Genomic DNA, 26,507 nt, shown 5'->3' on the forward strand with positions numbered 1-26,507 from the left:
CTTGCGTATAAACCATAAAAATGGTTTAACTTTAATGCGCATTAAACGCTATTTTTTATCTGGAAAATGGCAATAGTTATTGATTAAAGGAATACATAAAAATGAAAAAAGTTTTACTGCTGCTCGCCGAAGGATTTGAAGTTTTTGAAGCCAGTGTTTTTATCGATGTTTTTGGCTGGAACCTGGAAGAAGGCAACCAGTTAACCCGCCTTTACTCCTGTGCGTTGCGTAAAGAAATAAAAAGCTCGTTTAACCAGCGCTTTATTGTCGACTACCTGCCTGACGATATAAACACCGATGATTTTGATGCGCTGGCAATTCCCGGCGGGTTTGAGGTGTACGGCTTTTACAAAGATGCTTATTATAAACGTTTCCTTGAATTGATTCGGCAGTTCCGCGCAGCAAATAAACCCATTGCATCTGTTTGTGTGGGCGCTTTGCCTTTGGGCAAGAGTGGAATATTAAACGGCAAAAAAGCAACCACCTACAATAGTGAAGTACGCAGAGCAGCGTTAAAAAGCTTTGGTGTAGAAGTTGTTCATCAGCCCATCGTTAGCGAAGATAATATCATCACTTCCTGGAATCCTTCAACCGCAATGAATGTGGCCTTCATGCTGCTTGAAAAACTAAGCACAAAAGCCAATGCCGATAAAGTACGCGGATTAATGGGGTTTTAAAAAGTGCTTTGGTTTAGTTGGCATCCATAGCACAGCGGAACCCGGTATTAAAAAGCGACGTTTCGTGCGAGTTGCCCGAGCGGCCACTTACCGAAAAACTGTCTTCGCCATACTGGTCGTAAAAAAACGAACCGCTGCGGATGGTTTTTACATTCTGGTCTTCGCGAATGGGAGCAGCACTTCCCGGGTAGGCTTTATAAGTATCGGCACACCATTGCCAAACATTGCCGCCCATATCTGTAAGTCCGGCTTCATTTTCGCCAAAAACACCAACCGGACTGGTAAACAAATACCCGTCTTTTGTTTCAGGGGCATTCATTTCGCCCTGCCAGGTATTGGCGAAATATTTTCCGTTCACTTCAAGCTCATTTCCCCAGCTAAATTTTTCGCCCGAGTTTTTACCACTTCTGGCGGCATATTCCCATTCCATTTCGGTAGGCAGGCGTTTGCCGGCCCATTTGGCGTAAGCATTGGCATCGTTCCAGCTTACGTGCGTAACCGGATGGTTGGCCACGGCATCTGGGCCATTGGGGCCCATTGGTTTTTTCCAGAAGGCACCTTTTAATAATTCCCAGCCTTGTTTTTCCATGCTAAATACGCCCGAGTCGCCAAAACGTTCGGCCTCGGTAGTATAGCCGGTAGCTTGTATAAAGGCATTAAACTGCGCAACGGTAACCGGCGACTTGTCGATTTTAAATGCTTTTACCACCACTTCGTGTGCCGGACTTTCCTGTGGTAAGCCATTCGCTGAACCCATCAGAAAACGACCTCCTTCAAAAGCAATCATTTCGCTCTCTTCAACAGTAGGGGAAACAGGCTCAGCGCTCTGTTCCTGAATTTTTTCCGGGGCTTGTTTAAGGGTACCCGGTTTTTCGTTTGTTTTATTTCCCGAGCAGGCAGCCAGGGCCACCGCCAGGCTCACAATTATTGTCTTTTTCATTTTTTTGCAGAATAAGTCGCAAAATTGCAATTTTAATTGGGGAATGGAAATTTAAAGAAACAAAATCCGGCTTTTATTGCTGACTTCGGTCATTTGAATTTTCAGCAGCAAACTGTTGATTTATGCGGGTAAATTTGTACCTTTTTACAAAATCACGTTGATATGAAACTTTTACTCGAAAATATAAAAGAACTGGTTCAGGTAGAAGAACATCCGGTGTTGTTTAAGTCCGGAAAAGATATGGCAAAGGTGGATACCATAAAAAATGCTTTTGTAATTATCCGCGATGAACTGATTGAGGATTTTGGCCCGATGGAGCAGTTAAAAGACAAATATTTTGATGATGACTTGTTAATTGAAATCGACTGCTCAAACCGGCTTGTGTACCCCAGTTATTGCGATTCGCATACACACCTGGTTTATCCAGCCCCGCGCGAAAAAGAATTTGTTGACCGGATAAAAGGCCTTTCGTACGAAGAAATTGCCCGCCGTGGAGGCGGTATCCTGAATTCTGCAAAATTACTTCACAATACTTCGGAAGATGCCTTGTACGAAAGTGCCATGGAACGAATTGGCGAAATAGTAAAAATGGGTACCGGGGCGGTTGAAATAAAAAGTGGTTACGGCCTAAATACCAATGATGAACTAAAAATGCTGCGGGTAATTCGCCGCATCAGGCAGTGTGCTCCCATCTGTGTGAAGTCGACCTTTTTAGGTGCGCATGCAATCCCGCTGGAATATAAAAATAAACCATCGGACTATGTAGATATGCTTATCAACGAGATGATTCCGCAAGTGGCAGCCGATGAGCTGGCCGATTATATTGATGTGTTTTGTGATAAGGGCTTTTTCTCGGTAGAAGATACCGAACGTATTCTGATGGCCGGCTTAAAATACGGCCTCCGGCCAAAAATACACGCCAACGAGCTGGGTTTAACCGGTGGTATTCAGGCCGGAGTAAAATACAACGCCCTTTCGGTTGATCATTTGGAATATGTGGGCGAGGAGGAAATTGAAGCACTTAAGAACTCAGAAACAATGCCTACAGTACTGCCTGGTGCTGCTTTCTTTTTAAATATGAAATTGTCGCCAGTGCGCGAAATGATTGAGGCGGGATTGCCGGTGGCACTGGCCTCGGATTTTAACCCCGGCTCGTCGCCAAGCGGAAATATGAGTCTGATTTCGGCAATGGGCTGCATCAACTTTAAAATGTTACCCGAGGAGGTAATTAACGCCACCACAATAAACACAGCCTATGCCATGGGAATTAGCGAAAGCTACGGAAGCATTGCCCGGGGCAAAGTGGCCAACCTTTTTATTACCAGCGAAGTTCCGGGAATTGAATATTTGCCGTATGCCTACGGTTCGAATCTGGTTGAAACGGTAATTATTAATGGCGAGATACAAAGCTTTTAGGTTTCGGCTTCGCACGGTCAGACTGTAATTAATCACTGCAAAAAATCATATGCAAATACCAAACTGATTTATATTTTCGGATTGAAAATTAGATGGATTTAACCACAAAGTTACACCAGGTTAATCACTAAGAAACACAAAGAAATGGAAAGGGAAAAGATATTCAGGAAAGTACTGGATTGTGCCTTTAAAGGGCATACTGAATTAGACCCGGGCTTATTGGAGAGTCCTGTGAACAGTGTTTAAAAGACGAAATTAAGCGTAATTGTATAAACTTCGAGGTACTTTGTGGTAAACGTTGAGAACCTTTGTAGTTAGAAAAACTAAAAACAAATGAAAAAAATAATCGAGTGCGTTCCAAATTTCTCTGAAGGGCGCGATATGGGGATCATAAAAGAAATTACCAATGCCATAGAAAGTGTCGCCGGTATCAGTTTGCTGGATGTTGACCCGGGTAAGGCTACCAACCGCACGGTAGTAACTTTTGTTGGCGCTCCTGATGATGTTGTGGAAGCGGCATTCAGGGGGATTAAGCGTGCTGCCGAGCTCATTGATATGCGTAAACATCACGGCGAGCACCCGCGTTTTGGAGCTACAGATGTTTGCCCGCTGGTGCCGGTGGCCAATGTTAGCATGACGGAAGCCGTTGAATATGCCCGAAAACTCGGGAAACGTGTTGGCGAAGAGCTGGGAATCCCGGTATATAGCTACGAGTTTGCTGCTTTTAGTGAGGAACGCCGCAGCCTGGCCAATTGCCGCTCGGGGGAATACGAAGCTTTAAAAGAGCGCATTGCAGGCAAGCGCTGGAAACCCGATTTTGGACCGGACGAATGGAATGAAAGGGTTGCAGGAAGCGGTGCCACAGCAATTGGGGCACGTAACTTTTTGGTGGCTTACAATATAAATCTTAACACCACATCAACCCGTCGGGCCAATGCCATTGCTTTTGATATTCGCGAGGCAGGGCGGGTAAAACGCGAGGGAGACCCAATTACCGGTAAAATAGTAAACGACGAAAATGGCGAGCCGCTGCGGATACCCGGAAGCCTGAAAAAAACGCGTGCCATTGGGTGGTACATCGAAGAATATGGAGTGGCACAAATCTCCATAAACCTTACGGATATTACTGTTACGCCTGTGCATGTAGCTTTTGATGAAACCTGTAAAAAAGCTACCGAAAGAGGTATTCGGGTTACCGGCTCCGAGCTGGTGGGGTTAATTCCGCTGCAGGCCATGTTGGATGCCGGAAAGTACTTTCTGCGCAAACAGCAACGTTCAACCGGAATTGCTGATGAGGAGATCATAAAAATTGCCATTAAATCGTTGGGACTTGACGAACTGGCGCCTTTCGATCCGAAAAAGAAAATTATTGAATATGTGATTGAAGATAAATCAGCGAAAAAGCTGGTAGATATGACTTTAACGCAATTTAAAGATGAAACAGCTTCAGAATCACCGGCACCGGGTGGAGGTTCTATTTCTGCTTTTGTTGGTGCTTTGGGAGGCGCTTTAGGTGCTATGGTGGCCAATCTTTCGGCACATAAACGTGGCTGGGACGAGCGTTGGGAAGAATTCTCCGACTGGGCTGAGAAGGGAAAATACTACCACACCGCTTTGTTAAACTGTGTGGACGAGGATACTGAGGCTTTCAATAAAATAATGGCCGCATTTGGTTTGCCCAAAGCCAGTGAGCAGGAAAAAACCGAACGTAAACAAGCTATTCAGCTGGCTACTAAAAATGCCATTGAGGTGCCCTTAAAAGTAATGCAGCTGGCGTATGATTCGTTGGAAGTAATGCAAGCCATGGCCGAAGTTGGAAATCCGAATTCTGTTTCTGATGCGGGAGTAGGGGCCTTGTGTGCACGAACAGCTGTTGAAGGTGCCTACCTGAATGTAAAAATTAATGCAAACGGTTTCAACGATGCCGAATTTCTTGAAAAAGCTATGGCAAAAGCAGCGAATCTATTAAAGGCAGCAAAAGAAAAAGAGGTCGCCATTCTGGAGATCGTAAATAGAAAGATTGAAGGCTAATGAATTTTAAGCGCTAAGCGCATACAGAAAAACCAAGGCGATGAATATTAAAACTTTCATCGCCTTAATTTTTGAATTTTATTGGCTACCGTTCCGCGTTCCGTCCAGCGAATAATTTGAACGACAAGGCTAATCATTTTCCCGGGTTGGGTAATAAGTCCTACCTTGTTGGCAACCTTTTTATCTCTCGTTTGTATGGTTTCTGGCCAGACCGGTTTTTTAGTGTCTGCCATATGTTTGGCAAAGTTCCAGGCGCCATTTCGTGCAAGCTTCATACTAAAATCAACAAGTAAATTATCAACCTGTCCGAGCCACAAAAGTACTTTGCGCAAAAAGGGCCAAATGGATGAAAGTCCGCGTTGCACATCATCAACCATTGCTGCCAGAATATTGTTTATACGTTTAAAATCCTCTTCTAAATCATCAATGTTTTTACCGCTTGAAGTTTCGGCTGCGGCAATTCCTAAATCAAGGTTAATGTGTGCATTCATTCCCAAAAGCAAGTGCTGAACCACAAGAAGATTATTGTTGGTTGCCTGGGTAAAAGCGACTTCCCAGCACTGGCTTAGCGGCTTGTTGTTTTTCCATGCAAAATAGGCATCAATGTACCTTCTGGCAAAAACTACATCAAGCTTTTCCATTCGTTGGCCATCCTCAAAATAATTTTGCTCAATTTCTTCTTTTACTTTACGGGTAACTTTTTGGTACAACACTGCAAAATAGCCTAAGGTATCCTGGTTTTTTATTGCTTCTTCAATAATTAAATCAAGCGTTTGGATTACCTCGTCGATGGTATTAATTGGTTTCATTTGTGCTTAATTTGCTTGTATTTTAATTAAGCAACAACAAAACAGGGTAAGTGTTGAAAAAATGCGCAAAGCGGATGGTTCCGCAAGGCGCATAATGTAAGAGTCAATAGTTATGTTTAATTGTTTTCCTGAGGCTGGAAATTCTTTTGCAGACTTACAAGAACAATAATTCCTAAGCGTGTTAACGCAAAAACAAGAATTCCGCACAGAGGAGCAACCAGTGCAATTTTTAGTCCGTCGGCAAAAACACTTGGTGCTACATCGCCCATGGCCTGAACTTTATCGAAGATCATAATTAGTCCGAAAACACGGCCTAAAAATCCCCAGGCAACAGCAAACCAGCTTATTTGCTTCATTAATTCAATCGTTTTGTATTTTTCTCCTTTTATTAAAAGTCCGCGCACAAAGAATCCTATTATTACTAGAAATGATAGTACAATGATGTAGGTAAAAGCAGGTCCGCCATCGTTAAGTTTGCTAATAATTGCATTCATAATTTTAGTTTTTAAATAAATACTAATCAAATGTAAGTCGGAAAATGATTGCATTTATTTTATTGCGACAGATGGAACATTCTGCGCCGGTTTTGTCAAAATTACGCTTATAAACCGAATATGAAATGTTATAAATGCAACAAAAGGAAGAAAACCCGCATTTCGTCGCTAAAAAAATGCAGGTTCACGAAAATTAAGTAGTATTGTATAAATGAACTTTTGGAAAAAAATAAATTTTAAAACGATCCTTTTTCATTCGCTGTTTTGGGTGGCGGTTTGGTTTTTCTTTTTCTATTTTTTTAGTTATAACTCAGACAAAGTAGACTATGCGCTTTGGTTCTCGAGCGGATTATTGCCGCTTACCATTGGCGTAACCTATTTTGTAAATTACCGCCTTATTCCGCGTTATCTGCTGGCTAAACGTTACTGGAAATTTGCCCTTTACAGCTTTTATACCTTCGTTTATATATCTTATATTATTTCGTTGTTGATATACACCTGCCTTATTCTGGTGCTTAAATTTAATTTAAACGAGATGCCCCCCATGAGCAAAAATTTCTTTTTTGTGTTGCTGCTGGTTATTATTGTTGTTGGGGTAATTAGTTTTGTAAGTATTTTAAACCAGAGTTTTAAAACGGCTACGGCAAATAAAGAGCTGCAAAACAAAATTCTGGAAACACAACTTCAGTTAAAAGAGCAGGAATTGCACTACCTGAAACGACAGATTCACCCTCATTTTCTTTTTAATACTTTGAATACGATATATGGCTTTGCGCTGAAACAATCGACACAAACACCCGATATTATCCTAAAACTTTCGAACCTGCTGGATTATATTTTGTACCAGGTTAACAAACCGCTGGTAAGTTTAAAAGAAGAGGTGTTGCATATTCAGGAATACATTGAGCTGGAAAAGGTGCGTTTTCAGGACACCTTGAAGGTAGATTTTAGGTCAACCGAGGTAAAAGAGGAAATTCGCGTGGCGCCAATGTTGTTGATTCCTTTTGTTGAAAATGCCTTTAAACATGGTAATTTAGTAGATGGTTTTTTAAGCATAACAATAGAAGTTAGGGTTGAGAACAATAGCCTTGAGTTTGACATTGAAAATTCGTTTATCGAGGAGGACAACGCGCAGAAAAACGGTGGGCTCGGGCTTTTAAATATCAGAAAACGCTTGGATTTGAATTACCCGAATAATTATGAACTGATGCATGGGATTAAAGAAAACCGGTATAAAGCCAGCTTGGTGATTATCGATTTGACAAAAACAGAAAAAGCTAAGCAAGCCAATGACAACTAAAATACGATGCATTATTGTTGATGACGAGCCCATGGCCCGCGAAATTCTGGAAAACCACCTCCGGAAGATTGAAGCCGTGCAAATTGTGGCTTTGTGTAAAAATGCAGTGGAGGCTTTTAACTGCATCAGTACCGAGCAGGTTGACCTTGTTTTTCTGGATATCAATATGCCCGAGATTTCGGGACTGTCGTTTGCCAAATCAATCAACAATGCGGTAAAAGTTATTTTCACCACAGCATATCGCGAGTATGCCGTTGATGGTTTCGATTTACAGGCGGTTGACTATCTTTTGAAGCCCATCTCGTTTGGGCGTTTACTGCAAAGTATTAATAAATACCTCAACGAAAGTCAGCAGGCTTTGCCCGACGAAATGGCGCCTATCGAGCCGGAAAAAACAGAGTCGGTTTTTGTGCGTGCCGACAGGAAAATGATTAAAATAAATTTTCCCGAAATATTGTATATCGAAAGCCTGGCCGATTACATAAAAATTCACCTGCAGGATAAAACCATTGTAACGCGCGAAACCATTTCGAGCATAGAAGCCAAATTACCCCAAAAAGATTTCCTGCGTGTGCATCGCTCGTTTATTGTGGCTATTAAGGCAATCGATTCGTTTACAAACGAGTTGCTTGAAATAGGTAAAAAACAAATTCCTATCAGCCGAAGCTACAAAGAGCAAGTGTTGAGGCGTTTGCAGTAACTGAAAAAAGTTGCACCCCTTTCAGCTTAACTTAAAGTTTTTACGATAGAGGGCAGGCGAAAGTCCGGTAACCTGTTTAAATATTCGCGAAAAATGATAACGGTCGGCAAAACCGCCGGCCAGCGCAACCTGCTCAATCGATTGTCCGGAGTGATGCAGGAGCACACACGATTTGTCGATACGTTTTTTGCGCACATACTTTTGTGGCGATAAACCTGTTTCCTGTTTAAAAAGCCGGTTAAAAGCATTGGTGGCGAGCTTCACCCGTTCTGCCAGAATTTCGTTGCTTAAGGGCTGCGAAATATTGTTTTCGATAAAGTCAAGCGTGTCTAAAATACGAAGATCAGTACTTACATCGAAGCGGTCTTTTTCCTCAATTTCCGACAACAGGTGCGTAATGAGCGATTGAATATTTAGGGCTACTTTAAAATTAAACTGTGTGCTGTCTTTTCGCAGGTGAGAAGTAATGCTGTCAATCTTTTTTTGAAGTAAACCCGAGATGTTGAATTCAAAAATGCCGGGTTTTACGTTATCGTACAATGTCCCCAGGTTAAAATGAATAAAAAGGTGCAGCAGGTAATTGCCTTCCAGCAATTCTTCAGTAGAAAAGTCCACCTTGTCGCCCCTGATTACATAGCCTGTTTTCGGAATAGGGTTGTTGAAGAGCCTTGTGGAAAAATTGGTATTTGGCGCAATCATTATAATTTTTCCTTCGCGCAGGGGGTAGTCTATACCATTGTGCGTAATTACCGCGCCATCGCGGTTGTTGGTGTAAATGCGCCAATACGGGAAAGAGAGTTCGTTAAATTCCCAGTTTTTTAACCACCAGTACCTGCAGCAAAGCAATTCCGGATTAATGGTTGGAAACACCTGTAAAATATCAGATGGATCACCTTTGTCGGGTATTTTTCTAAGTGGTATCAAAACAATTCAAATTACCAGCTACCGCTTAAGCCTTCTTCCAGTGCCTTTTGGTAGCTTTCAATGTTAAACTCGTATAAAAAAGGAGCTTTGTGAGCCCCGCCCGTTTTTCGTTCGTTCAGTTTATTCAGAATTTTATAGGATAATATTTTTCGTTGAAAATTTCTACGGTCAAGTTTGCGGCCGAGCAGTGTTTCGTAAAGTGTTTGCAGTTGGGGCATGGTAAATTTATGGGGCAGTAGTTTCAGCCCAATTGGCTGCTGGTTAAGCTGAATACGTAGAGTTTGCAGGGCTGTTTCCATAATTTTTTTATGGTCGAAGATGATGTCCAGTTCATCAAAAGGATTCATCCACTCGCAACGCTCTGATAACATATCGGGGCTTGGATTTACCTGCGAGTATTCAACCAGGGCATAAAACCCAACCGAAATAAAACGTTTGTTAAAAAAAGCTATGTTTTCCGCCGGTTCATTTTTGTCGAATACCGGTTTGGTCTGCAACGATTTATTTCGGTCCGGTTCGCTAAAAACCTTAAATTGTTTCAGAAAAATATTGTCGAGTCCGGTTCGCTCCTTCAAGGTTCGGCTGGCCGCTTGCTCCAGCGTTTCTTCGTATCTCACAAAACCGCCGGGTAAGGCATAATCGTTTGTGTTTTTTAAACGAAGCATCAGTACTTTTAACTCGTTGTTGTGAAATCCAAAAATCACACAATCGAGCGAAATATGGTCGAGTAATTCTGTTGCTTTAAATGGAGTAGTAGTTGAAGTCAATGTTTTAAGCTTTATAAAAATACAAATAAACCGAATTTTTTTTGAACCTCCATTTTTTTACGATATCCGAAAAGGAATGAGTAAAACTGGTTAATTTTGCGAATGCCAAATCAGGGCTAAGTACTGCAGCTGCAAGGTTGGTACATAAAAGGGTTGAATATTTGATTAATATGAGTAAAATAGAATTTGAAAAGCAAGAAATATTGTGTGTAGGCGAAGTGCTTTGGGACCGGTTACCAACAGGGGCAAAACCCGGAGGGGCACCAATGAATGTGGCTTTGCATTTAAACGCAATAGGCCAAAAAGTTACCGTAGTCAGCAGTGTTGGGAACGATAAGGCCGGAGATGATTTAAAGCTGTTTTTGGAAAAATCGGGCTTGGAAACCACCTTCATACAAACCGATTCTGAGCTTCCTACCAGCGAAGTACTGGTGCAGCTTGATGCCAACAAAAATGCCACTTACGAAATTTGCGAGCCCGTTGCCTGGGATAATATTCACTTAAGCGAGTCGCTGGCTCAGAAGGCACAGCAATCGGGCCTGTTGGTTTACGGATCATTGGCTTCGCGAAACTCAAAAACACGAAATACTTTGCTGAGTTTATTAAACGGTAACACAATAAACCTTATTGATGTAAATTTTAGAAAACCTTATAACCAACAAACGGTTGTGGAGCAATTAATGCAACAAACACACCTGGCAAAGCTGAACGACGAGGAGTTGTTGACTTTTGCAAGCTGGCATAAGCAGTCTGCAGAAAACGAAAAAGACCTGGTAAAGTGGTTTTCAGAATATTACCAATTACAAATGGTTTGTGTAACAAAAGGCGAAAAGGGGGCGCTCTTGTATGCCGATGGACAGCTTTTCGAACATCCGGGTTTTAAGGTAAAAGCGGTAGATACGGTTGGCGCCGGAGATGCCTTTTTGGCCGGAATGATTGCTGCCCTGTTTGAAGAGAAAAGCTGGGAACAAGCCCTGGCCTTTGCATGTGCCACAGGTGCTTTTGTTGCATCGAAGGCAGGAGCAACACCAAAATATGATAGGCGTGAAATTGAAAATATTCTGAACCAGGGGAATTAAAAAGTGCCGAAAATAGCGTACTTCTCGCTGTTGCAGTACACCTGGCTATAGATAAAAAATCCCTCGCGACTGGTTTCCAGTTTGCGGTTGAGGTGAAGGATGGGGTGCCCCTCTTTAACATTCAGGTACTCCTGAATTTTTTGGTCGGCAAGAATAGCCATCAAACGCTGCTCACCACCGGTAACTTCAATGTCGTACATCGTACGAAGAATATTGAAAAGGGACTTGTTTTCCAGGTTTCGGCTGATAAACCGGCGCAGGTTGATGTTCGGCATCATGGTGATGTCGTAAAAAACCGGCACTTTATTCATTATGCGGAGGCGCTCAAAATAAATACATCCAAACTCTTCCTCGTTGTTTAAAAGCGGAAAAGCAAAATTGGTGGTATCCCACTGCCTTACTTCGGGCTTTACAATAATTTTTGTTACCAGGTTTTCTTGCCCCACCGCACTGGTAGTACCCGAAAGCGACAAAATTCCAACCCCGCGCGGAACCCCCATAACAATGCTGCCCTTGCCCTGCTTTTTTTTAATATAGCCCTCATGCACCAATCGGTCAAGTGCTTTTCTTACAGTGGGTCTGGTGGTCTGATGTACCGCACAAAGTTCATTTTCCGATGGCAGGATATCTCCTTTTTTATATACGCCATCCGAAATGTGTTTTCTGATAATTTCGTAAACAACTTTGTATTGTGGTAAATTTTTGCTCAGACGCATTTTGGTTTTGTTTATTTGCCGGCAAATATAAATGTTTTTCTGTTCAAATGTAAAGACAAAATTAATAAATTGTATTTACAAGTGACTTGTAAATGTATTTAAAAAACTCTATATTAGGGTTTTAAATAAAAAACAAATATTAACTTGTAAATACAAGTTGTGGAAATTAAGTTTGTCGAAAAATTATTCAAATTATGGCTACACCAATAATAATGCCTCGCCAGGGGCAGTCTGTTGAATCCTGCATTTTTACCGAATGGACAAAAGAAGTGGGAGAGGAAGTGAAAAAGGGCGAAGTACTTTTTGCCTACGAAACTGATAAAGCATCGTTTGAGCAGGAAGTCGAAGAAGATGGTGTTTTGTTGGCCGTGTTTTGCGAAGAAGGAGATGAGGTTCCTGTTTTGCAAACCATTGGCGTAATAGGTCAGCAGGGCGAAAATATCGATGAGTTTTCTGCCGGAACTGCACCGGAGGCAGCAGCTGAAATAAAAGAAGAAGTTGAGGAAGCACCTGAAGAAAAAGAAGAAGAAGTTAAGGTTGTGCTGAAAGAAAAACCAGAAGGTGAAAAAGTGAAAATTTCTCCTCGCGCCAAAAATCTGGCCGAAAAAGATGCCGTTCCCTATGAGTCGATTGAAGGATCAGGTCCTGGTGGACGTGTAATCGAACGTGATGTTAAAGCTTTTGAAGCATCGCAGCCGAAACTATCGCCACTGGCTAAAGAAGTTGCCAAAGCTGAAGGTCTTGAGGCGACAGGCGCCGGTAGCGGATTGGCAGGAACAGTAAAAGCTTCTGATTTGGGAACAAATCCGGTTTATGCCGATGATTTCGAGATCAAGAAAATGCCACATATCCGCAAGCTGATTGCCAAAGCAATGCACCAGTCCTTGCAGAATTCTGCACAGCTGACACATCATTTAGGTGCCGATGCAAGAAGATTATTGGCCTTGCGTAAAGAAATTAAAGCCAAAGAAGGTGCACCAAATATTACACTGAACGATATGGTTTGTTTTGCCGTTATCAAAGCGCTGAAACAATTCCCTGATGTAAATGCACATTTCCTTGGTGATAGTGTAAAATACTTCAACAAAGTACATCTTGGTTTAGCTGTTGATACCGACCGTGGTTTGATGGTTCCTGTAATTAAAAATGCAGACGATCTTTCAATTACAGGTTTGTGTAACCAGTTTAAAGAAGTTGCCGATGCTTGCCGTACCGGAAGTATCGATCCGGAATTGCTTTCTTCTGAAGCGGCATCGTTTACGGTTTCAAACCTTGGAAATTACGGTGTTGAAATGTTTACACCGGTTATCAACCTTCCACAGGTAGCTATTCTTGGTGTAAATACTATTGTGCCACGACCAAAAGATATGGGCGACGGAGTTTACGGATTTGTGCCGTACATGGGCTTGAGTTTAACATACGATCACCAGGCTTTGGATGGCGGAATGGCAACACGTTTTGTGAAGCAGGTGGCTATTGAGATTGAAAACTTAACCTTTGACTATTAATACCAAAATGAAGTACGATTTAGCAATAATAGGTGCCGGGCCGGGTGGATATGTTGCCGCTGAAAGAGCCGGAGCAAAGGGACTGAAAGTAGTTCTTTTCGAAAAGAAAGAGCTTGGTGGTGTTTGTTTGAATGAAGGTTGTATTCCAACAAAAACATTGCTTTACGGTGCGAAAATTTACGATAGCGCAAAAAGCGGAAGTAAATACGGTGTTGAAGCAAACGATCTGTCGTTTAGCTTTGATAAGATGATGGCACGTAAGAATAAAGTGGTGAAGAAATTGGTTGGCGGCGTTGGCATGAAAATGAAGCAGTTTAAAGTGGATGTGGTCAACGACGCGGCAATGATAAAAAAGAGAAGTGCTGAAGGTATAGAGATTGAAGCAGGAGGCAAGGTTTATAATGCTGCCAACCTGATGATTAGTACCGGTTCTGAAGCTTTTGTGCCACCAATTCCTGGCGTACAGGACAATGAAAACATTCTTACCAACCGCGAAATTTTGCAGTTGAAAGAGCAGCCAAAATCATTGGTGATTATTGGTGGTGGTGTTATCGGTATGGAGTTCGCCAGCTTTTTTAATAGCCTTGGTACCAAAGTTACCATTGTTGAAATGCTGGATGAGATCCTGACCGGGATGGACAAAGAACAAAGTGCTATGTTGCGTCAGCTATATGCAAAAAAAGGCATCGAATTCAATTTGTCGTCAAAAGTTACCAAAGTTGACGGAACAAAAGTAAGCTTCGAAAAAGATGGTAAAACTACAGAAATCGAAGGCGATAAAATATTAATGAGCGTTGGCCGGAAGCCGGTTACCACGGGTTTTGGTTTGGAAAATCTGGGTGTTGAGTTATTCAAAGGCGGAATTAAGGTCGATGAAAAAATGCGCACCAATATTCCGAACGTTTATGCAGCCGGCGATGTAACTGGTTTTTCATTGTTGGCACACACGGCCAGCCGCGAAGGCGAAGTGGTGGTAAACAACCTTTCAGGTCGCCCGGATAAAATGCGTTACAATGCTATTCCCGGAGTGGTTTATACCAACCCGGAAATTTCGGGTGTTGGATTGACTGAGGAAACTGCAAAGGCAAAAGGAGTAGACTATAAAATTGCTGAACTGCCAATGGCTTATGCCGGACGATTTGTTGCCGAAAACGAAGGTGGCAGCGGATCGTGCAAAGTGCTGGTAGGTGCAAAATATGGCGAGGTGCTGGGTGTTCATATGATTGGAAATCCATCGAGTGAAATGATTTACGGTGCCTGCATGGCCATCGAGGCCGAAATGACACTAAAAGAAATGGAAGAAGTGGTGTTCCCGCACCCAACCGTTTCGGAGATATTTAAAGAAACCGTATTTAGTTTCGGGCATTAAACACCGGAACAACAGAGTAGAAAATCAAGTAAAAATTAATAAAACAAAATAGTATGCCTAAGTCGCAATTTATTGATCCGGTTGAAGTAAGAAAATCGGGTTCAATTCAATTCAAAGAAATTCCTGTAAACCAATACAACAAAAGTATTGAAGAGGAAAAAGCAAATTTCTCGAAAGAAGAATTCGTTGATATCTTCCATGATATGGCCTTGATTCGTGAGTTCGAAACCATGTTGAACCTTATTAAAACAAAGGGTGAGTACGAAGGAATTGAGTACAACCATCCTGGTCCTGCTCACTTGTCTATCGGACAGGAATCGGCAGCCGTTGGTATGGCTTACCATTTGGGTGTTGAGGATTTTATTTTTGGTTCGCACCGTTCTCACGGAGAGATTTTGGCCAAAGGTATGTCGGCCATTCATAAAATGAGTGACGACGAGTTATTGGATGTAATGACTAATTTTTTCGATGGCACAATTCTGAACATTGTAAAAGAAGGTCACGAAGGTGATGTGAAATCATTGGCGCGCCGTTTCCTGATTTACGGAACACTGGCCGAGATTTTTGCCCGCGAAACAGGTTTTAATAAAGGTTTAGGCGGATCGATGCACGCTTTCTTTACGCCGTTTGGTGTATATCCGAACAACGCCATTGTTGGTGGTTCGGGCGATATCGCAGTAGGTGCGGCATTATTCAAAAAAGTAAATAAAAAAGATGGTATTGTAGTGGCCAACATTGGTGATGCTTCAATGGCTTGCGGCCCGGTTTGGGAAGGTCTGGCTTTTGCATCGATGGACCAGTTTGAGCAGCTTTGGGAAGGTGCATATCAAGGTGGTCTGCCAATCATTTTCAATATCATGAATAACCAGTACGGAATGGGTGGACAAACCTGTGGTGAAACCATGGGATACGACATTGCCGCTCGTATTGGTGCCGGTGTAAACCGCGACAGCATGCACGCCGAACGCGTTGACGGTTACAATCCGCTGGCAGTGATTGATGCCTACAAACGCAAAATGGAACTGCTGAAAGACAAAAAAGGTCCGGTTCTGCTCGATGTTTTAACTTACCGTTACAGTGGTCACTCGCCTTCTGATGCTTCATCGTATCGTAGTAAAGAGGAAGTGGAAGCATGGGAAAAGCAGGATTGTATTGCTTCATACGAAAAAGAGCTGGTTGGAGCTGGCGTTGCAAAAGAAGCAGAGCTTGAGGCCATTAAAGCCGACATCGTTGAGTTGATGAAATACGCGATGAAACTGGCTATCGACGAAAAAGTGTCTCCTCACATGGATATGGAGAAATATCCTGAATTGATTGGCGACATGATGTTCTCGAACGAGAGCCTGGATAAAATGGAAGACCGCGAAGTAGAGGTGAATCACCCGATGGAAGAAAACCCACGTGTAAAACAACTCACTAAAAAAGAGCGTTTTGCTTTTGATGCCAACGGAAAACCATTCTCGAAAATTAAACAATACCAGCTACGCGACGGAATTTTCGAAGCCATTGTTGATCGTTTTTATAAAGATCCTACATTGGTTGCTTACGGTGAAGAAAACCGTGACTGGGGTGGTGCTTTTGCCGTTTACCGCGGATTAACAGAAGCTTTACCATATAACCGTTTATTCAACTCGCCAATTTCTGAGGCGTCGATTATTGGTACTGCCATTGGTTATGCCATGTGTGGCGGACGCGTAATTCCTGAAATTATGTATTGCGACTTCCTTGGACGTTGTGGCGACGAGGTGTTCAACCAAATGCCGAAGTGGCAGGCGATGTCGGGTAACGTAATTAAAATGCCGGTGGTGGTTCGCGTTTCTGTTGGATCGAAATACGGTGCACAGCACTCGCAAGACTGGACTTCACTGGTAGCGCATATTCCCGGATTGAAAGTGGTATTCCCCGTAACTCCATACGATGCCAAAGGTTTAATGAATACTGCACTGCAGGGAACTGATCCGGTGATTTTCTTCGAAAGCCAGCGTATTTACGACATTGGCGAGCAATTCCACGAAGGTGGTGTGCCTGAAGAATATTACGAAATTCCATTTGGCGAGCCAGATGTAAAACGCGAAGGAAAAGACATTACCATTCTTACCATTGGTGCAACATTGTACCGCGCACTTGAGGCTGCCGATAAGCTGAAAGAAGAATACGGCATGGAAGCGGAAGTTATCGATGCCCGTTCAATTGTTCCTTTCAACTACGAAAAAGTATTGGAGTCGGTTAAAAAGACTGGTAGAATTATCATTTCGGGCGATGCCAACTCACGCGGTTCGTTCCTGAATGATATGGCAAGAAATATTACAGAATTGGCATTCGACGAGCTGGATGCACCTCCTGTAGTTGTTGGTTCGCGTAACTGGATTACTCCTGCCTACGAGCTGGAAGAGTATTTCTTCCCACAGGTAGACTGGTTCCTGGATGCCATTCACGAAAAAATTGTTCCCTTAAAAGGACATGTTGTGAAGAATAACTTTACCAACGCCGAGCAAATTCGCCGAAATAAGTTGGGAATATAATATTGGTTAGTTGAAAAGCATGGTGTGGATAAGTTATGGTAGGAAAGGATTTTTTATATTCACACCTGCTTTCACAACCAAAATATATTAATTGAAATTATGAATTTTCTAAAAGAATTTCCTGATGTTGAAACGTTGATGCGCATTGGAGGCGACATCGAAATACCAAATGTAAATGGCCACATCCACACGCCATACTCGTTTAGCTCTTTTGATCGGATTTCGCAAATCTTTGATCTGGCAAAAGATGAAGAGGTTGAGGTGTTGGGGATAAACGACTTTTTTGTGTCAGACGGTTTTAACGAGTTTTACAGTTTTGCCGTTAAGAATGGCGTTTTTCCATTGTTCAACGTCGAATTTATCGGCCTTATTCCCGAATTGCAACGTCGCAACGTAACAATAAACGACCCCAGTAATCCGGGGCGCATTTATTTCAGTGGCAAAGGTTTAAATTATCCGTACCGGGTATCGGAAGAAAACAAGCAGTTTTTGGAAGAGCTTATCACCGAAAGTCAGAAGCAGGTAGCAAAAATGATTGAAAAGGTAAATTACTTGCTGCAGGCTATTTATCCGGAGATGAATTTGACCTATGAAGATGTGAAAGAAAAGTACGCCAAAGAGCTGGTGCGCGAACGTCATATTGCCAAAGCTATTCGTATTCTTGTTGATGAGAATTACCCAAAAATGTCGGGTAAGCGAATGTTTTACACCGAGCTTTTTGATATTGAACCCAAGGCAAACCCTGAAGATATTCCGGCCATTGAAAACGAAATCCGGAGCCGATTGCTAAAAGCAGGAGGACTGGCTTTTGTTCCTGAATCGCCGGCATCGTTTCCGGCAGTTGACCGAATAACAGAATACATATTGGATGCAGGGGGGATACCTTGCTACCCGGTATTGCTCGACGATAGAAAAGGAAATCTTATTACAGGATTTGAAAGTGATTGGGAGCAGATGGATGAGCGTTTAAAAACCATGAATGTACACATGCTGGAGCTTATCCCATCAAGAAACTCAGTAGAGAAGCTGCGCGAGTTTGTAAAATTCTTTACACGAAAAGGCTATGTTGTTTCCTTAGGTTCAGAACATAACACACCAGGAATATTCCCGCTGGAGGTAAAAATTGATGGCGAGCACGAATTGCCTGAAGACCTGAAGAAGGTGTCGTACGAGGGGGCTTGTGTAATTGCTGCACACCAGTACCTGAAAACCAACGGTCTGGAAGGTTTTGTTACACCCGATGGAAATCGTACGGGAAAATCCCTCGAGGATTTAAAAGTTTTAGGAAATGCAGTAATAAAAGAACTAATTGCTTAAAGCGGAGTCCACTACTCAAAGGATTTCCGCTTCAGGCAAAAATTAGAATCCACAAAATGGAAGGTTTAAAAAATCTTATAAAAATATCTCAATTTTATGGCAAAAACCCTGAAATGGTGATTGCCGGAGGCGGAAATACCTCATTTAAAAACAACGAAAATATTTGGGTGAAAGCCAGTGGCCATGCCCTTGCAACAATTACCGAAGATGGTTTTGCAAAGCTTGACCGTAAAAAACTGGGTCTTATTGCCGAAAAATCGTATAGTTCTGATCCGTTTGAACGCGAGCGCCAGATAAAAGACGATTTAATGGAGGCCACCATAACCAAAGACCGCCGACCATCGGTTGAAACATCAATGCACGATGTGATCGAATACGCCTATGTGGTGCACCTGCATCCAACAAAAGTAAACGGCCTGATGTGTGGCAACGAGGTGGAAAAATACATCGAAGAATTATTTGGCGACCAGGTGGTTTACATTCCATACATCGATCCGGGTTATGTACTGTTTAAAGAGGTTGAAAAGCAACTGGCGAAATTCAAAGCAGAAAAAGGCAAGGCTGCACAAATCATCTTTTTGCAGAACCACGGAATTTTTGTGGCTGCCAATTCTGTTGACGAAGTTGAAACCATTTACAACGATGTTTTTGCCCAGTTGAACGGTGCATTAAAAGCGGAGTTGTCGGGAGAAGTACTGCCCGTTCGTGATGATGTTGCCGAATTTATCCCGGCCATCAGAATGATGGTTTCTGATGAGGAAATTAAAACACTGAAGCTTCGGAACAATGCAGTAATAGCGCGATTCGCAAAAGACGCAGCGGCCTTTGAAAAAGTGGCCAAACCATTCACGCCTGATCTGATTGTTTATTGCAAATCGAAATACGTATTTATTGAAAATACCGAAACCGTTCAAGACCTGTTGAAAGAGGCCAAAGAAAAGATTGCGGCTTTTATTTCGGCAAACGGATTTGCTCCAAAGGTAATTGTGCTGAAAGCGGTTGGCTTGTTGGCAGTTGGTGATCATGCTGCCCAATGCGATACCATTCTGGATGTGTTTGAAGATGCCATGAAGATTAGTGCTTATTCCGAGTCGTTTGGAGGACAGCATTTTATGACTCCCGAACAGATTGCTTTTATCGATACCTGGGAGGTGGAGAACTACCGCCGAAAAATTGCTGCCGGAACATCAGTGGGCCGGGTGCAGAATAAAACCATTATTGTTACCGGTGCAGCTATGGGGTTTGGCGAAGGAATTGCCCGTTATTTGACAGAAGAAGGCGCCAACATTGTTGTGGCCGATATTAACGAAGAAGTTGGGCAAAAAACAGCTGCTGCACTCGCCGCAATGAAAGGCAACAACAGGGCTATTTTTGTGCAGACCAATGTTGCTGACCTGGATAGCCTTGCCAACTTGATGAAGGTAACGATTGCCACTTTTGGTGGTCTTGATGTGTTTGTAAGCAATGCCGGTGTATTGCGCGCCGGTGGCCTGGATGAAATGACTCCGGAACAATTCGAGTTTGTTACCAAAATAAATTATAACGCTTATTTCTACTGCACAAAAGTAGCCTCAAAAATATTGAAGCTCCAAAATGCATATAAGCCTGATTATTATTCAGATATTATTCAGATTAACTCAAAATCGGGCTTAAAAGGAAGTAAGAAGAATTTTGCCTACGCCGGAGGTAAATTTGGTGGAATTGGATTAACACAGTCGTTTGCACTGGAGCTGGCACCCGATAAAATTAAAGTGAATTCGGTTTGTCCGGGTAACTTTTACGAAGGCCCGTTGTGGAGCGATCCTGAAAACGGTTTGTTTATTCAATACCTGAATGCAGGGAAAGTGCCGGGAGCAAAAACAATTGACGATGTGAAGAAATTTTACCTCGACCAGGTGCCGCTTGGAAAAGGTTGTTCGCCAAAAGATGTGGTGAAAGGAATTTTATACCTCGTTGACCAGGAGAATGAAACCGGACAGGCCCTGCCTATTTCGGGCGGGCAATCAATGCTTCACTAGAATTTCCGGTTTTGATAAATGAATTAAAAGAAGAATTACAATGAAAACAAAAGCAGTTCGATTATACGGTAAAAAAGACCTTCGGGTAGAGGAGTTTGAATTACCAAAAATTAGTGACGATGAAATACTGGCCAAGGTAGTTACCGATAGCCTTTGTATGTCGAGTTATAAAGCGGCCAACCAGGCAAGCGATCACAAGCGTATTCCCAACGATATTGCCGAAAATCCGATTATGATTGGGCATGAATTTGCAGGAGAGATTGTTGAAGTGGGAGCCAACTGGCAGGATAAGTTTGCTGCCGGACAAAAATTTTCCATTCAGCCGGCAATTTATTACGAAGATGGTCCGGTGGGCGTTTTGAGTGCTCCTGGTTATTCGTACAAATACATTGGCGGCGATGCAACTTATGTTATTATCCCAAAGGATGTGCTGGTGCAGGATTGTTTGCTGGCCTACGAAGGACCCGGTTATTATCCGGCGTCGTTGGCCGAGCCGCTAAGCTGTGTAATTGGAGCAATGCATGCCAATTACCACACAAAAGCAGGGAGCTATGTGCACAAAATGGAAATTGTTGAAGGTGGTAAAATGGCCATCCTGGCAGGCGTAGGTCCAATGGGATTGGCAGCAATCAATTACGTGTTGCGCCGCGAAGACCGCAAACCATCGTTGATGGTGGTTACCGATATCGATCAGACAAGATTGGATCGTGCAGCTGAACTGTACACCGTTGAGTTTGCAAAAGAGCGTGGCATTGAGTTGAAATACATCAATACCGCAGAAATGGCTGACCCTGTGGCCGGATTAAAAGAAATAAGCGGTGGCACCGGTTACGATGATGTATTTGTTTTTGCTCCGGTTGCTCCGGTTGTTGAGCAGGGCGATGCAATTCTTGGTTTCGATGGTTGTTTGAACTTTTTTGCTGGCCCATCTAATACTGATTTTTCTGCAAAAATGAATTTCTATAACGTGCATTACGCCTACACGCACATTGTTGGAACCTCGGGTGGCAACACCGACGATATGAAAGAAGCACTGGAAATTATGACTGCAGGTTTAGATCCTGCTGGATTGGTTACTCACATTGGTGGATTAAATGCTGTGCCTGAAGCAACACTCGATCTGCCTAATATTCCTGGCGGTAAAAAGCTGATTTATACCCATTTTGATTTTCCGCTAACGGCAATAGCCGAGTTTGAAGAAAAAGGAAAAGAAAATCCGGTTTATGCCGAATTAGATAAACTTTGTAAAAAATACATGGGTTTATGGAATGTGGAAGCAGAAGCCTATTTGCTTGAAAATGGCGATAAACTATAAGATTTAATACAGGTTTGATGCTTTTGCATCATTCGCAAGCATAAAAATAGACGCAAAAAAGGCTACCTAATCGGTGGCCTTTTTTCGGTTAAAATGCGCATTAAGCGTAACTGCCTTGGTTTAGTCAATGCTTAAAATAAATAAAAATTAGAGCGAGTGTGGCAGTGGGTAAAGGTGTTGTTGTTTTAGTGGGGTTACTGTTTTGTATTTTAGTTGATTATGATTAAATTATTCATCCATATTATCCGTTTATTAATTGGTTTATATCGGGTGATGTTTAATTTAGATACAAAATTGTAGTACGCAGTCATTTCTTTTTTTTGATGGCTTCTTCAATTTTGTAAACTGAAAAATTGAATTCAATACAAATTAAAAAAATCTAAACAATAAGTTATGGCAAACAGGTTAATTGGCGACTTGCCAAAAGTGGGTATCCGACCCGTTATCGATGGAAGAGAGAATGGAGTGCGCGAATCACTTGAGGACCAGGTGATGGATCTGGCTAAAGCAGCAGCAACATTTATCAGCGAAAATTTAAAATTCCCAAGTGGCGAAACCGTAGAGTGTGTTATAGCCGACACTTGTATTGGCGGTGTGGCCGAAGCGGCTATGTGTGCCGAAAAATTCAGAAAAGAAGGAGTGGGAGTATCGCTTACTGTAACGCCTTGCTGGTGTTACGGAACCGAGGTAATGGATACCGACCCCTTAATGCCAAAAGCAGTATGGGGCTTTAACGGAACAGAACGTCCGGGGGCGGTGTACCTGGCCGCTGCATTGGCTGGCTACACACAAAAAGGGCTGCCAACCTTTGGTATTTACGGACGCGATGTACAGGATGCCGGTGATACAACAATTCCTGAAGATGTTCAGGTGAAGATATTACGTTTTGTAAAAGCTGCTTTGGCAGTTGCTCAAATGAAAGGCAAATCCTACCTGTCGATAGGATACAGTTCAATGGGTATTGCCGGATCGATGGTGGATTCATCGTTTTTCCAGAAGTATTTGGGAATACGCACCGAGTTTGTTGAATCGGTTGAAATTTTACGCCGTATAGATGAGGGTATTTACGATGAAGAAGAATACCAGAAGGCAATGGCGTGGACAAAAGAAAATTGTAAAGAAGGAAAAGACCTAAATAAACCGGAAGAGCAGGTTGATGCTGCCCGGAAAGAATTAGAATGGGAAACAGTGGTGAAAATGACCCTGATTTGCCGCGACATGATGATTGGTAACGAAAAAGTAGTTGAAAAAGGTTACCGTGAAGAAGGTTTGGGTAGAAACGCTATTTTAGGAGGTTTTCAGGGGCAACGCCAATGGACCGATTACCGTCCAAATGCCGATTTTACTGAGGCCATCCTGAATTCTTCATTCGATTGGAATGGAATTCGTCAGGCCTTTGTATTTGCCACTGAAAACGATAGCTTAAACGGCGTTTCAATGTTGTTTGGGCACTTGTTGAGTAATACCAGCCAGATTTTTTCTGACGTTCGTACCTACTGGAGCCCCGAAGCTGTAAAACGTGTTTGTGGTAAAGAGCTAACAGGTTTGGCCGAAAATGGAATTATTCACCTCATCAATTCAGGCTCAACAACATTGGATGCTACTGCACAGCAGCGCGATGCAGAAGGAAACCCGGCAATGAAACCCTTCTGGGAAATTTCAGAAGAAGAGGCGCAGAAATGTTTGGATAACACCTGCTGGCCACAGGCCGACAGGGGATATTTCCGTGGTGGCGGGTATTCGTCGTTGTTTAAAACGGCCGGTCAAATGCCGGTAACCATGAGCCGCGTAAACCTGGTAGAAGGACTGGGCCCGGTAATGCAAATTGCCGAAGGCTGGACCGTAGAACTGCCGGACGACATTCATAAAGTTCTCGACGAACGCACGAACCCAACCTGGCCAACAACCTGGTTTGTGCCACGAGTTTGTGGCGAAGGTGCTTTTAAAGATGTTTACACCGTTATGGCCAACTGGGGCGCAAACCACGGGGCTATCAGCTATGGCCACATTGGCGCCGACCTGATTACACTGGCGTCGATGTTACGCATACCGGTAAACATGCACAATGTTGATGGCGATGAGGTATTCAGACCAAGTGCCTGGGCATCGTTTGGAGAAGATAAAGAAGGTTCAGACTTCCGTGCATGCGATACGTACGGACCATTATACGGAAAAAAATAAAAGTATGCCTGAAAAGGATATAGCAATAGTATTCGATTGCGGAGCTACCAACCTTAGGGTTATTGCCATGGATGTGCAGGGCAGTATTGTGGCTTCTCAATCGACTGCTAACAATACCAGTGCCGACCCGGAAACAGCGGGTGGCGTTATTTGGGATGTAGATGCCATGTGGGATAAACTGTGTGCGGCATCAAAAAAAGTTATGGCGGCAATTGATGCCACCCGGATTGCAGGTGTTACCGTAACCACCTTTGGTGTTGATGGTGCTTTTGTAGATGAAAAAGGTGAGATGCTTTATCCGGTAATCTCGTGGCAATGCCAACGCACTGTGCCAATAATGAAAAATATTGACAAGTACATGGCCCTGGAGGAACTTTATGCCGAGGCGGGTACTTTCCCCTATGCATTTAATACCATTAATAAGTTTATTTGGATGAAAGAAAACCGGCCTGAAGTGCTGGAGAAAGCGCATCGCTTTTTGTTTATTACAAGCTTGTTTATCCATAAACTGACGGGGACAATGCGTAACGATTCAACCATGGCCGGAACATCCATGATGATGAATATGGAAAGCCAAAAACCATCAGCGAAAATTGCCGGAGCATTGGGAATTAAAACTTCCATTTTTGGCGATTTGGCCGAGAGTGGCGAGCAGGCCGGTGAGGTACACGAGCAAGCTGAAAAAGAAACTGCAATTCCGGTGGGAGTACCCGTGTTTTTTGCCGGACACGATACTCAGTTTGCCATTTTCGGCTCAGGAGCCAACGAGAATGAATTGGTGTTGAGTAGTGGTACCTGGGAAATTATTATGGCGCGTAGTTCGGGATTTAAAGCTTCAGCAACAGAGTTGCAGGCCCAGCTAACCACCGAAGTTGATGCCGAGAAAGGATTATTTACCATTGGGCAAAACTTTCTGGCATCAGGTATTCTGGAGTGGTTTTCGCGAAATTTTTATGCCGAACTGAAAGGTGATGAATTGTACAGCACCATGATTGCTGACGCTGAAAAAGTGCAGCCCGGAAGCTCGTCGATAACCGTAAATCCTTCTTTTTATGCCGATTCTGAGAAAAAGGAAGGAGCCATAAATGGACTTACCATTCATACCAAAAGGGGCGAAATTTATCGTGCATTTCTTGAAAGTCTCGCATTCCGACTTCGACAAGGAATTGAAGCACTGGAAAAAGCCGGAGGGTTTAAAGCCGAAAAAATTATTTGTGTTGGCGGTGGATCAAAAAATATGTTGTGGAATCAATTACGCGCTGATGTGTGCAATTTGCCGGTTCATCTTATTGATCAGAAAGAAACTACTGTTTTAGGTGCTGCTTTATTTGTTTTTGCTGGAAGTGGCATTGCTGCATCACCTGCAGCAGCCCGGGCACAGATTCAATATAAACAAGAGATCGTAAGACCATCGAAAAACCAGTTGGTTTACACACAGTTGTACGAAAATTTTAAAACAGAAACAGCAGGCCGATAAACTTTGAGGTTTTATGCAATAGTTGTATTTTAACCCAGGTTTTTGAATAATGAATTGTGGTTAAAACAACAGAACTACCGGAATCGGTACAAGCAGAAATAATTAAAATTAAAGAAATTGCCGCTTACCTGTGGGAGCGGGGATGGGCAGAACGAAATGCGGGAAATATATCGGTAAACCTTACGGAATACTGTGTTCCTGCTGATTTCGTTTACTCGGCAGATGAAGTGCCATTCTTTTGCCCACCCGAAATGGCAGACTCGGTTTTATTTATTACCGGTTCGGGGTGCCGGTTGCGCCGGCTTATTACTAAGCCAGAGGAGGCGGCAGCCATTGTGCATATCAATAAAAAAGCAAATGCTTACCGGCTGATTTGGGGTGGGGAAAAACAAAATTTTGCGCCAAGCTCCGAGTTTATTTCGCATTTGCAGTTGCATGCTTTTAATTGCTCACACCGGCCTTTGCAAAAAACAATCATTCATACCCATCCATCAGAATTAATTGTGTTAAGCCATCACCCGCTTTTTGGCAAGGAGGAACAGTTTAACTATTCCTTATGGAAAATGTGCCCTGAAATCAGGCTTTATGTCCCGAATGGTGTGAGCTGTGCGCCCTACGCGCGATACGGTACAGAAGAGCTTGCCCGACTTACCATCCAGGGTTTTCAGACACGGGATATTGTTTTATGGGAAAAACACGGGGCAGTGGCTACCGGTACAGATGCAGAGGAAGCCTTTGATTTTTTAGATGTAGCCAACAAGGCAGCCAAAATGTTGCTGATGGCCTGGTCGGCCGGGTTTGAGCCAGCCGGATTAAGCGCCAACCAACTCGATGAATTAGGCCGAACTTTATAATACCTGCTTGTGTTAAATTCTTTAGTGTGTTTTCGACACATTGGATTTGCTTTGTGCAAAAATCCTACCTTTGGCGCTTCAATAAGAAATAAT

At 42.9% G+C, this 26,507-nt stretch carries 21 protein-coding genes; 15 read left to right on the forward strand and 6 right to left on the reverse strand.

Going from position 1 to position 26,507, the window contains the following annotated elements:
• The first annotated feature begins 101 nt into the window (after positions 1-101).
• On the forward strand, positions 102-677 hold the full coding sequence (locus tag QZ574_RS06325) for a DJ-1/PfpI family protein (protein ID WP_297087951.1): 576 nt from the start codon (positions 102-104) through the stop codon (positions 675-677).
• A 13-nt stretch (positions 678-690) separates the two neighbouring features.
• On the opposite strand, the gene QZ574_RS06330 is transcribed toward QZ574_RS06325, so the two are convergent.
• The gene (locus QZ574_RS06330; protein WP_297087953.1) at positions 691-1,617 is read right to left on the reverse strand and encodes a formylglycine-generating enzyme family protein; all 927 of its coding nucleotides are present in this window, start codon (positions 1,615-1,617) and stop codon (positions 691-693) included.
• 162 nt (positions 1,618-1,779) lie between these two features.
• On the opposite strand from QZ574_RS06330, the gene hutI reads away from it, so the two are divergent.
• Positions 1,780-3,033: an imidazolonepropionase gene (hutI, locus tag QZ574_RS06335; RefSeq protein ID WP_297087955.1), complete on the forward strand. Its 1,254-nt coding sequence runs from the start codon at positions 1,780-1,782 to the stop codon at positions 3,031-3,033.
• 333 nt (positions 3,034-3,366) lie between these two features.
• The gene (gene ftcD / locus QZ574_RS06340; protein WP_297087956.1) at positions 3,367-5,064 is read left to right on the forward strand and encodes a glutamate formimidoyltransferase; all 1,698 of its coding nucleotides are present in this window, start codon (positions 3,367-3,369) and stop codon (positions 5,062-5,064) included.
• 56 nt (positions 5,065-5,120) lie between these two features.
• Here the strand turns inward: ftcD and QZ574_RS06345 are convergent, their stop codons facing one another.
• Both QZ574_RS06345 and QZ574_RS06350 read right to left on the reverse strand, forming a co-directional pair.
• Positions 5,121-5,873: a DUF5995 family protein gene (locus tag QZ574_RS06345; RefSeq protein WP_297087958.1), complete on the reverse strand. Its 753-nt coding sequence runs from the start codon at positions 5,871-5,873 to the stop codon at positions 5,121-5,123.
• 116 nt (positions 5,874-5,989) lie between these two features.
• The gene (locus tag QZ574_RS06350; protein ID WP_297087960.1) at positions 5,990-6,367 is read right to left on the reverse strand and encodes a MotA/TolQ/ExbB proton channel family protein; all 378 of its coding nucleotides are present in this window, start codon (positions 6,365-6,367) and stop codon (positions 5,990-5,992) included.
• A 211-nt stretch (positions 6,368-6,578) separates the two neighbouring features.
• On the opposite strand from QZ574_RS06350, the gene QZ574_RS06355 reads away from it, so the two are divergent.
• Both QZ574_RS06355 and QZ574_RS06360 read left to right on the forward strand, forming a co-directional pair.
• The gene (locus QZ574_RS06355) at positions 6,579-7,667 is read left to right on the forward strand and encodes a histidine kinase (protein WP_297087962.1); all 1,089 of its coding nucleotides are present in this window, start codon (positions 6,579-6,581) and stop codon (positions 7,665-7,667) included.
• Positions 7,657-8,367, forward strand: a complete 711-nt coding sequence (locus QZ574_RS06360; RefSeq protein ID WP_297087964.1) for a LytTR family DNA-binding domain-containing protein — start codon at positions 7,657-7,659, stop codon at positions 8,365-8,367. The genes QZ574_RS06355 and QZ574_RS06360 overlap by 11 nt, the downstream gene beginning before the upstream one ends.
• 21 nt (positions 8,368-8,388) lie before the next feature.
• On the opposite strand, the gene QZ574_RS06365 is transcribed toward QZ574_RS06360, so the two are convergent.
• A complete protein-coding gene (locus QZ574_RS06365) occupies positions 8,389-9,291 on the reverse strand; it encodes an AraC family transcriptional regulator (protein ID WP_297087966.1) in 903 nt (300 codons plus the stop codon).
• Between the two features lie 11 nt (positions 9,292-9,302).
• Entirely contained in the window at positions 9,303-10,058 is a 756-nt protein-coding gene (locus tag QZ574_RS06370) for an NUDIX domain-containing protein (protein ID WP_297087968.1), read from the reverse strand.
• 170 nt (positions 10,059-10,228) lie between these two features.
• On the opposite strand from QZ574_RS06370, the gene QZ574_RS06375 reads away from it, so the two are divergent.
• Positions 10,229-11,137 (forward strand): carbohydrate kinase, encoded by a 909-nt coding sequence (locus QZ574_RS06375; RefSeq protein WP_297087970.1) that lies wholly within the window; start codon positions 10,229-10,231, stop codon positions 11,135-11,137.
• Here QZ574_RS06375 and QZ574_RS06380 read toward each other — a convergent pair.
• Positions 11,134-11,853, reverse strand: coding sequence for a GntR family transcriptional regulator (locus QZ574_RS06380; protein ID WP_297087972.1), 720 nt, complete (start codon positions 11,851-11,853; stop codon positions 11,134-11,136). The two genes, QZ574_RS06375 and QZ574_RS06380, sit on opposite strands and share 4 nt — an antisense overlap.
• A gap of 194 nt (positions 11,854-12,047) precedes the next feature.
• Between QZ574_RS06380 and QZ574_RS06385 the strand changes: the two genes are divergently transcribed.
• From QZ574_RS06385 to rhaD, 9 genes are all read left to right on the forward strand, one after another.
• Positions 12,048-13,361 (forward strand): dihydrolipoamide acetyltransferase family protein, encoded by a 1,314-nt coding sequence (locus QZ574_RS06385; protein ID WP_297087974.1) that lies wholly within the window; start codon positions 12,048-12,050, stop codon positions 13,359-13,361.
• Between the two features lie 7 nt (positions 13,362-13,368).
• Positions 13,369-14,730, forward strand: coding sequence for a dihydrolipoyl dehydrogenase (gene lpdA, locus QZ574_RS06390; protein ID WP_297087976.1), 1,362 nt, complete (start codon positions 13,369-13,371; stop codon positions 14,728-14,730).
• 53 nt (positions 14,731-14,783) lie between these two features.
• Positions 14,784-17,252 (forward strand): alpha-ketoacid dehydrogenase subunit alpha/beta, encoded by a 2,469-nt coding sequence (locus QZ574_RS06395; protein ID WP_297087978.1) that lies wholly within the window; start codon positions 14,784-14,786, stop codon positions 17,250-17,252.
• A 99-nt stretch (positions 17,253-17,351) separates the two neighbouring features.
• Positions 17,352-18,569 (forward strand): PHP domain-containing protein, encoded by a 1,218-nt coding sequence (locus QZ574_RS06400; RefSeq protein ID WP_297087981.1) that lies wholly within the window; start codon positions 17,352-17,354, stop codon positions 18,567-18,569.
• A gap of 56 nt (positions 18,570-18,625) precedes the next feature.
• The gene (locus tag QZ574_RS06405; RefSeq protein ID WP_297087983.1) at positions 18,626-20,587 is read left to right on the forward strand and encodes an SDR family NAD(P)-dependent oxidoreductase; all 1,962 of its coding nucleotides are present in this window, start codon (positions 18,626-18,628) and stop codon (positions 20,585-20,587) included.
• A gap of 40 nt (positions 20,588-20,627) precedes the next feature.
• Positions 20,628-21,902, forward strand: coding sequence for a zinc-binding dehydrogenase (locus QZ574_RS06410; RefSeq protein WP_297087985.1), 1,275 nt, complete (start codon positions 20,628-20,630; stop codon positions 21,900-21,902).
• Between the two features lie 393 nt (positions 21,903-22,295).
• Positions 22,296-24,083 carry an L-fucose isomerase gene (locus QZ574_RS06415; RefSeq protein ID WP_297087987.1) on the forward strand — a complete coding sequence of 596 codons (1,788 nt, stop codon included), beginning with the start codon at positions 22,296-22,298 and terminating at the stop codon, positions 24,081-24,083.
• Between the two features lie 4 nt (positions 24,084-24,087).
• Positions 24,088-25,560, forward strand: coding sequence for an L-fuculokinase (gene fucK, locus QZ574_RS06420; protein WP_297087989.1), 1,473 nt, complete (start codon positions 24,088-24,090; stop codon positions 25,558-25,560).
• A gap of 56 nt (positions 25,561-25,616) precedes the next feature.
• Entirely contained in the window at positions 25,617-26,414 is a 798-nt protein-coding gene (gene rhaD / locus QZ574_RS06425) for a rhamnulose-1-phosphate aldolase (protein ID WP_297087991.1), read from the forward strand.
• Positions 26,415-26,507 lie beyond the last annotated feature (93 nt).

Origin of the sequence: uncultured Draconibacterium sp. (assembly GCF_913063105.1) — a bacterium.
GTDB lineage: Bacteria > Bacteroidota > Bacteroidia > Bacteroidales > Prolixibacteraceae > Draconibacterium.

Coding starts and splice junctions, on each gene's coding strand:
- QZ574_RS06325 (WP_297087951.1), top strand. CDS start 102: ATGAAAAAAGTTTTACTGCTGCTCGCCGAAGGATTTGAAGTTTTTGAA.
- QZ574_RS06330 (WP_297087953.1), bottom strand. CDS start 1,617: ATGAAAAAGACAATAATTGTGAGCCTGGCGGTGGCCCTGGCTGCCTGC.
- hutI (WP_297087955.1), top strand. CDS start 1,780: ATGAAACTTTTACTCGAAAATATAAAAGAACTGGTTCAGGTAGAAGAA.
- ftcD (WP_297087956.1), top strand. CDS start 3,367: ATGAAAAAAATAATCGAGTGCGTTCCAAATTTCTCTGAAGGGCGCGAT.
- QZ574_RS06345 (WP_297087958.1), bottom strand. CDS start 5,873: ATGAAACCAATTAATACCATCGACGAGGTAATCCAAACGCTTGATTTA.
- QZ574_RS06350 (WP_297087960.1), bottom strand. CDS start 6,367: ATGAATGCAATTATTAGCAAACTTAACGATGGCGGACCTGCTTTTACC.
- QZ574_RS06355 (WP_297087962.1), top strand. CDS start 6,579: ATGAACTTTTGGAAAAAAATAAATTTTAAAACGATCCTTTTTCATTCG.
- QZ574_RS06360 (WP_297087964.1), top strand. CDS start 7,657: ATGACAACTAAAATACGATGCATTATTGTTGATGACGAGCCCATGGCC.
- QZ574_RS06375 (WP_297087970.1), top strand. CDS start 10,229: ATGAGTAAAATAGAATTTGAAAAGCAAGAAATATTGTGTGTAGGCGAA.
- QZ574_RS06380 (WP_297087972.1), bottom strand. CDS start 11,853: ATGCGTCTGAGCAAAAATTTACCACAATACAAAGTTGTTTACGAAATT.
- QZ574_RS06385 (WP_297087974.1), top strand. CDS start 12,048: ATGGCTACACCAATAATAATGCCTCGCCAGGGGCAGTCTGTTGAATCC.
- lpdA (WP_297087976.1), top strand. CDS start 13,369: ATGAAGTACGATTTAGCAATAATAGGTGCCGGGCCGGGTGGATATGTT.
- QZ574_RS06395 (WP_297087978.1), top strand. CDS start 14,784: ATGCCTAAGTCGCAATTTATTGATCCGGTTGAAGTAAGAAAATCGGGT.
- QZ574_RS06400 (WP_297087981.1), top strand. CDS start 17,352: ATGAATTTTCTAAAAGAATTTCCTGATGTTGAAACGTTGATGCGCATT.
- QZ574_RS06405 (WP_297087983.1), top strand. CDS start 18,626: ATGGAAGGTTTAAAAAATCTTATAAAAATATCTCAATTTTATGGCAAA.
- QZ574_RS06410 (WP_297087985.1), top strand. CDS start 20,628: ATGAAAACAAAAGCAGTTCGATTATACGGTAAAAAAGACCTTCGGGTA.
- QZ574_RS06415 (WP_297087987.1), top strand. CDS start 22,296: ATGGCAAACAGGTTAATTGGCGACTTGCCAAAAGTGGGTATCCGACCC.
- fucK (WP_297087989.1), top strand. CDS start 24,088: ATGCCTGAAAAGGATATAGCAATAGTATTCGATTGCGGAGCTACCAAC.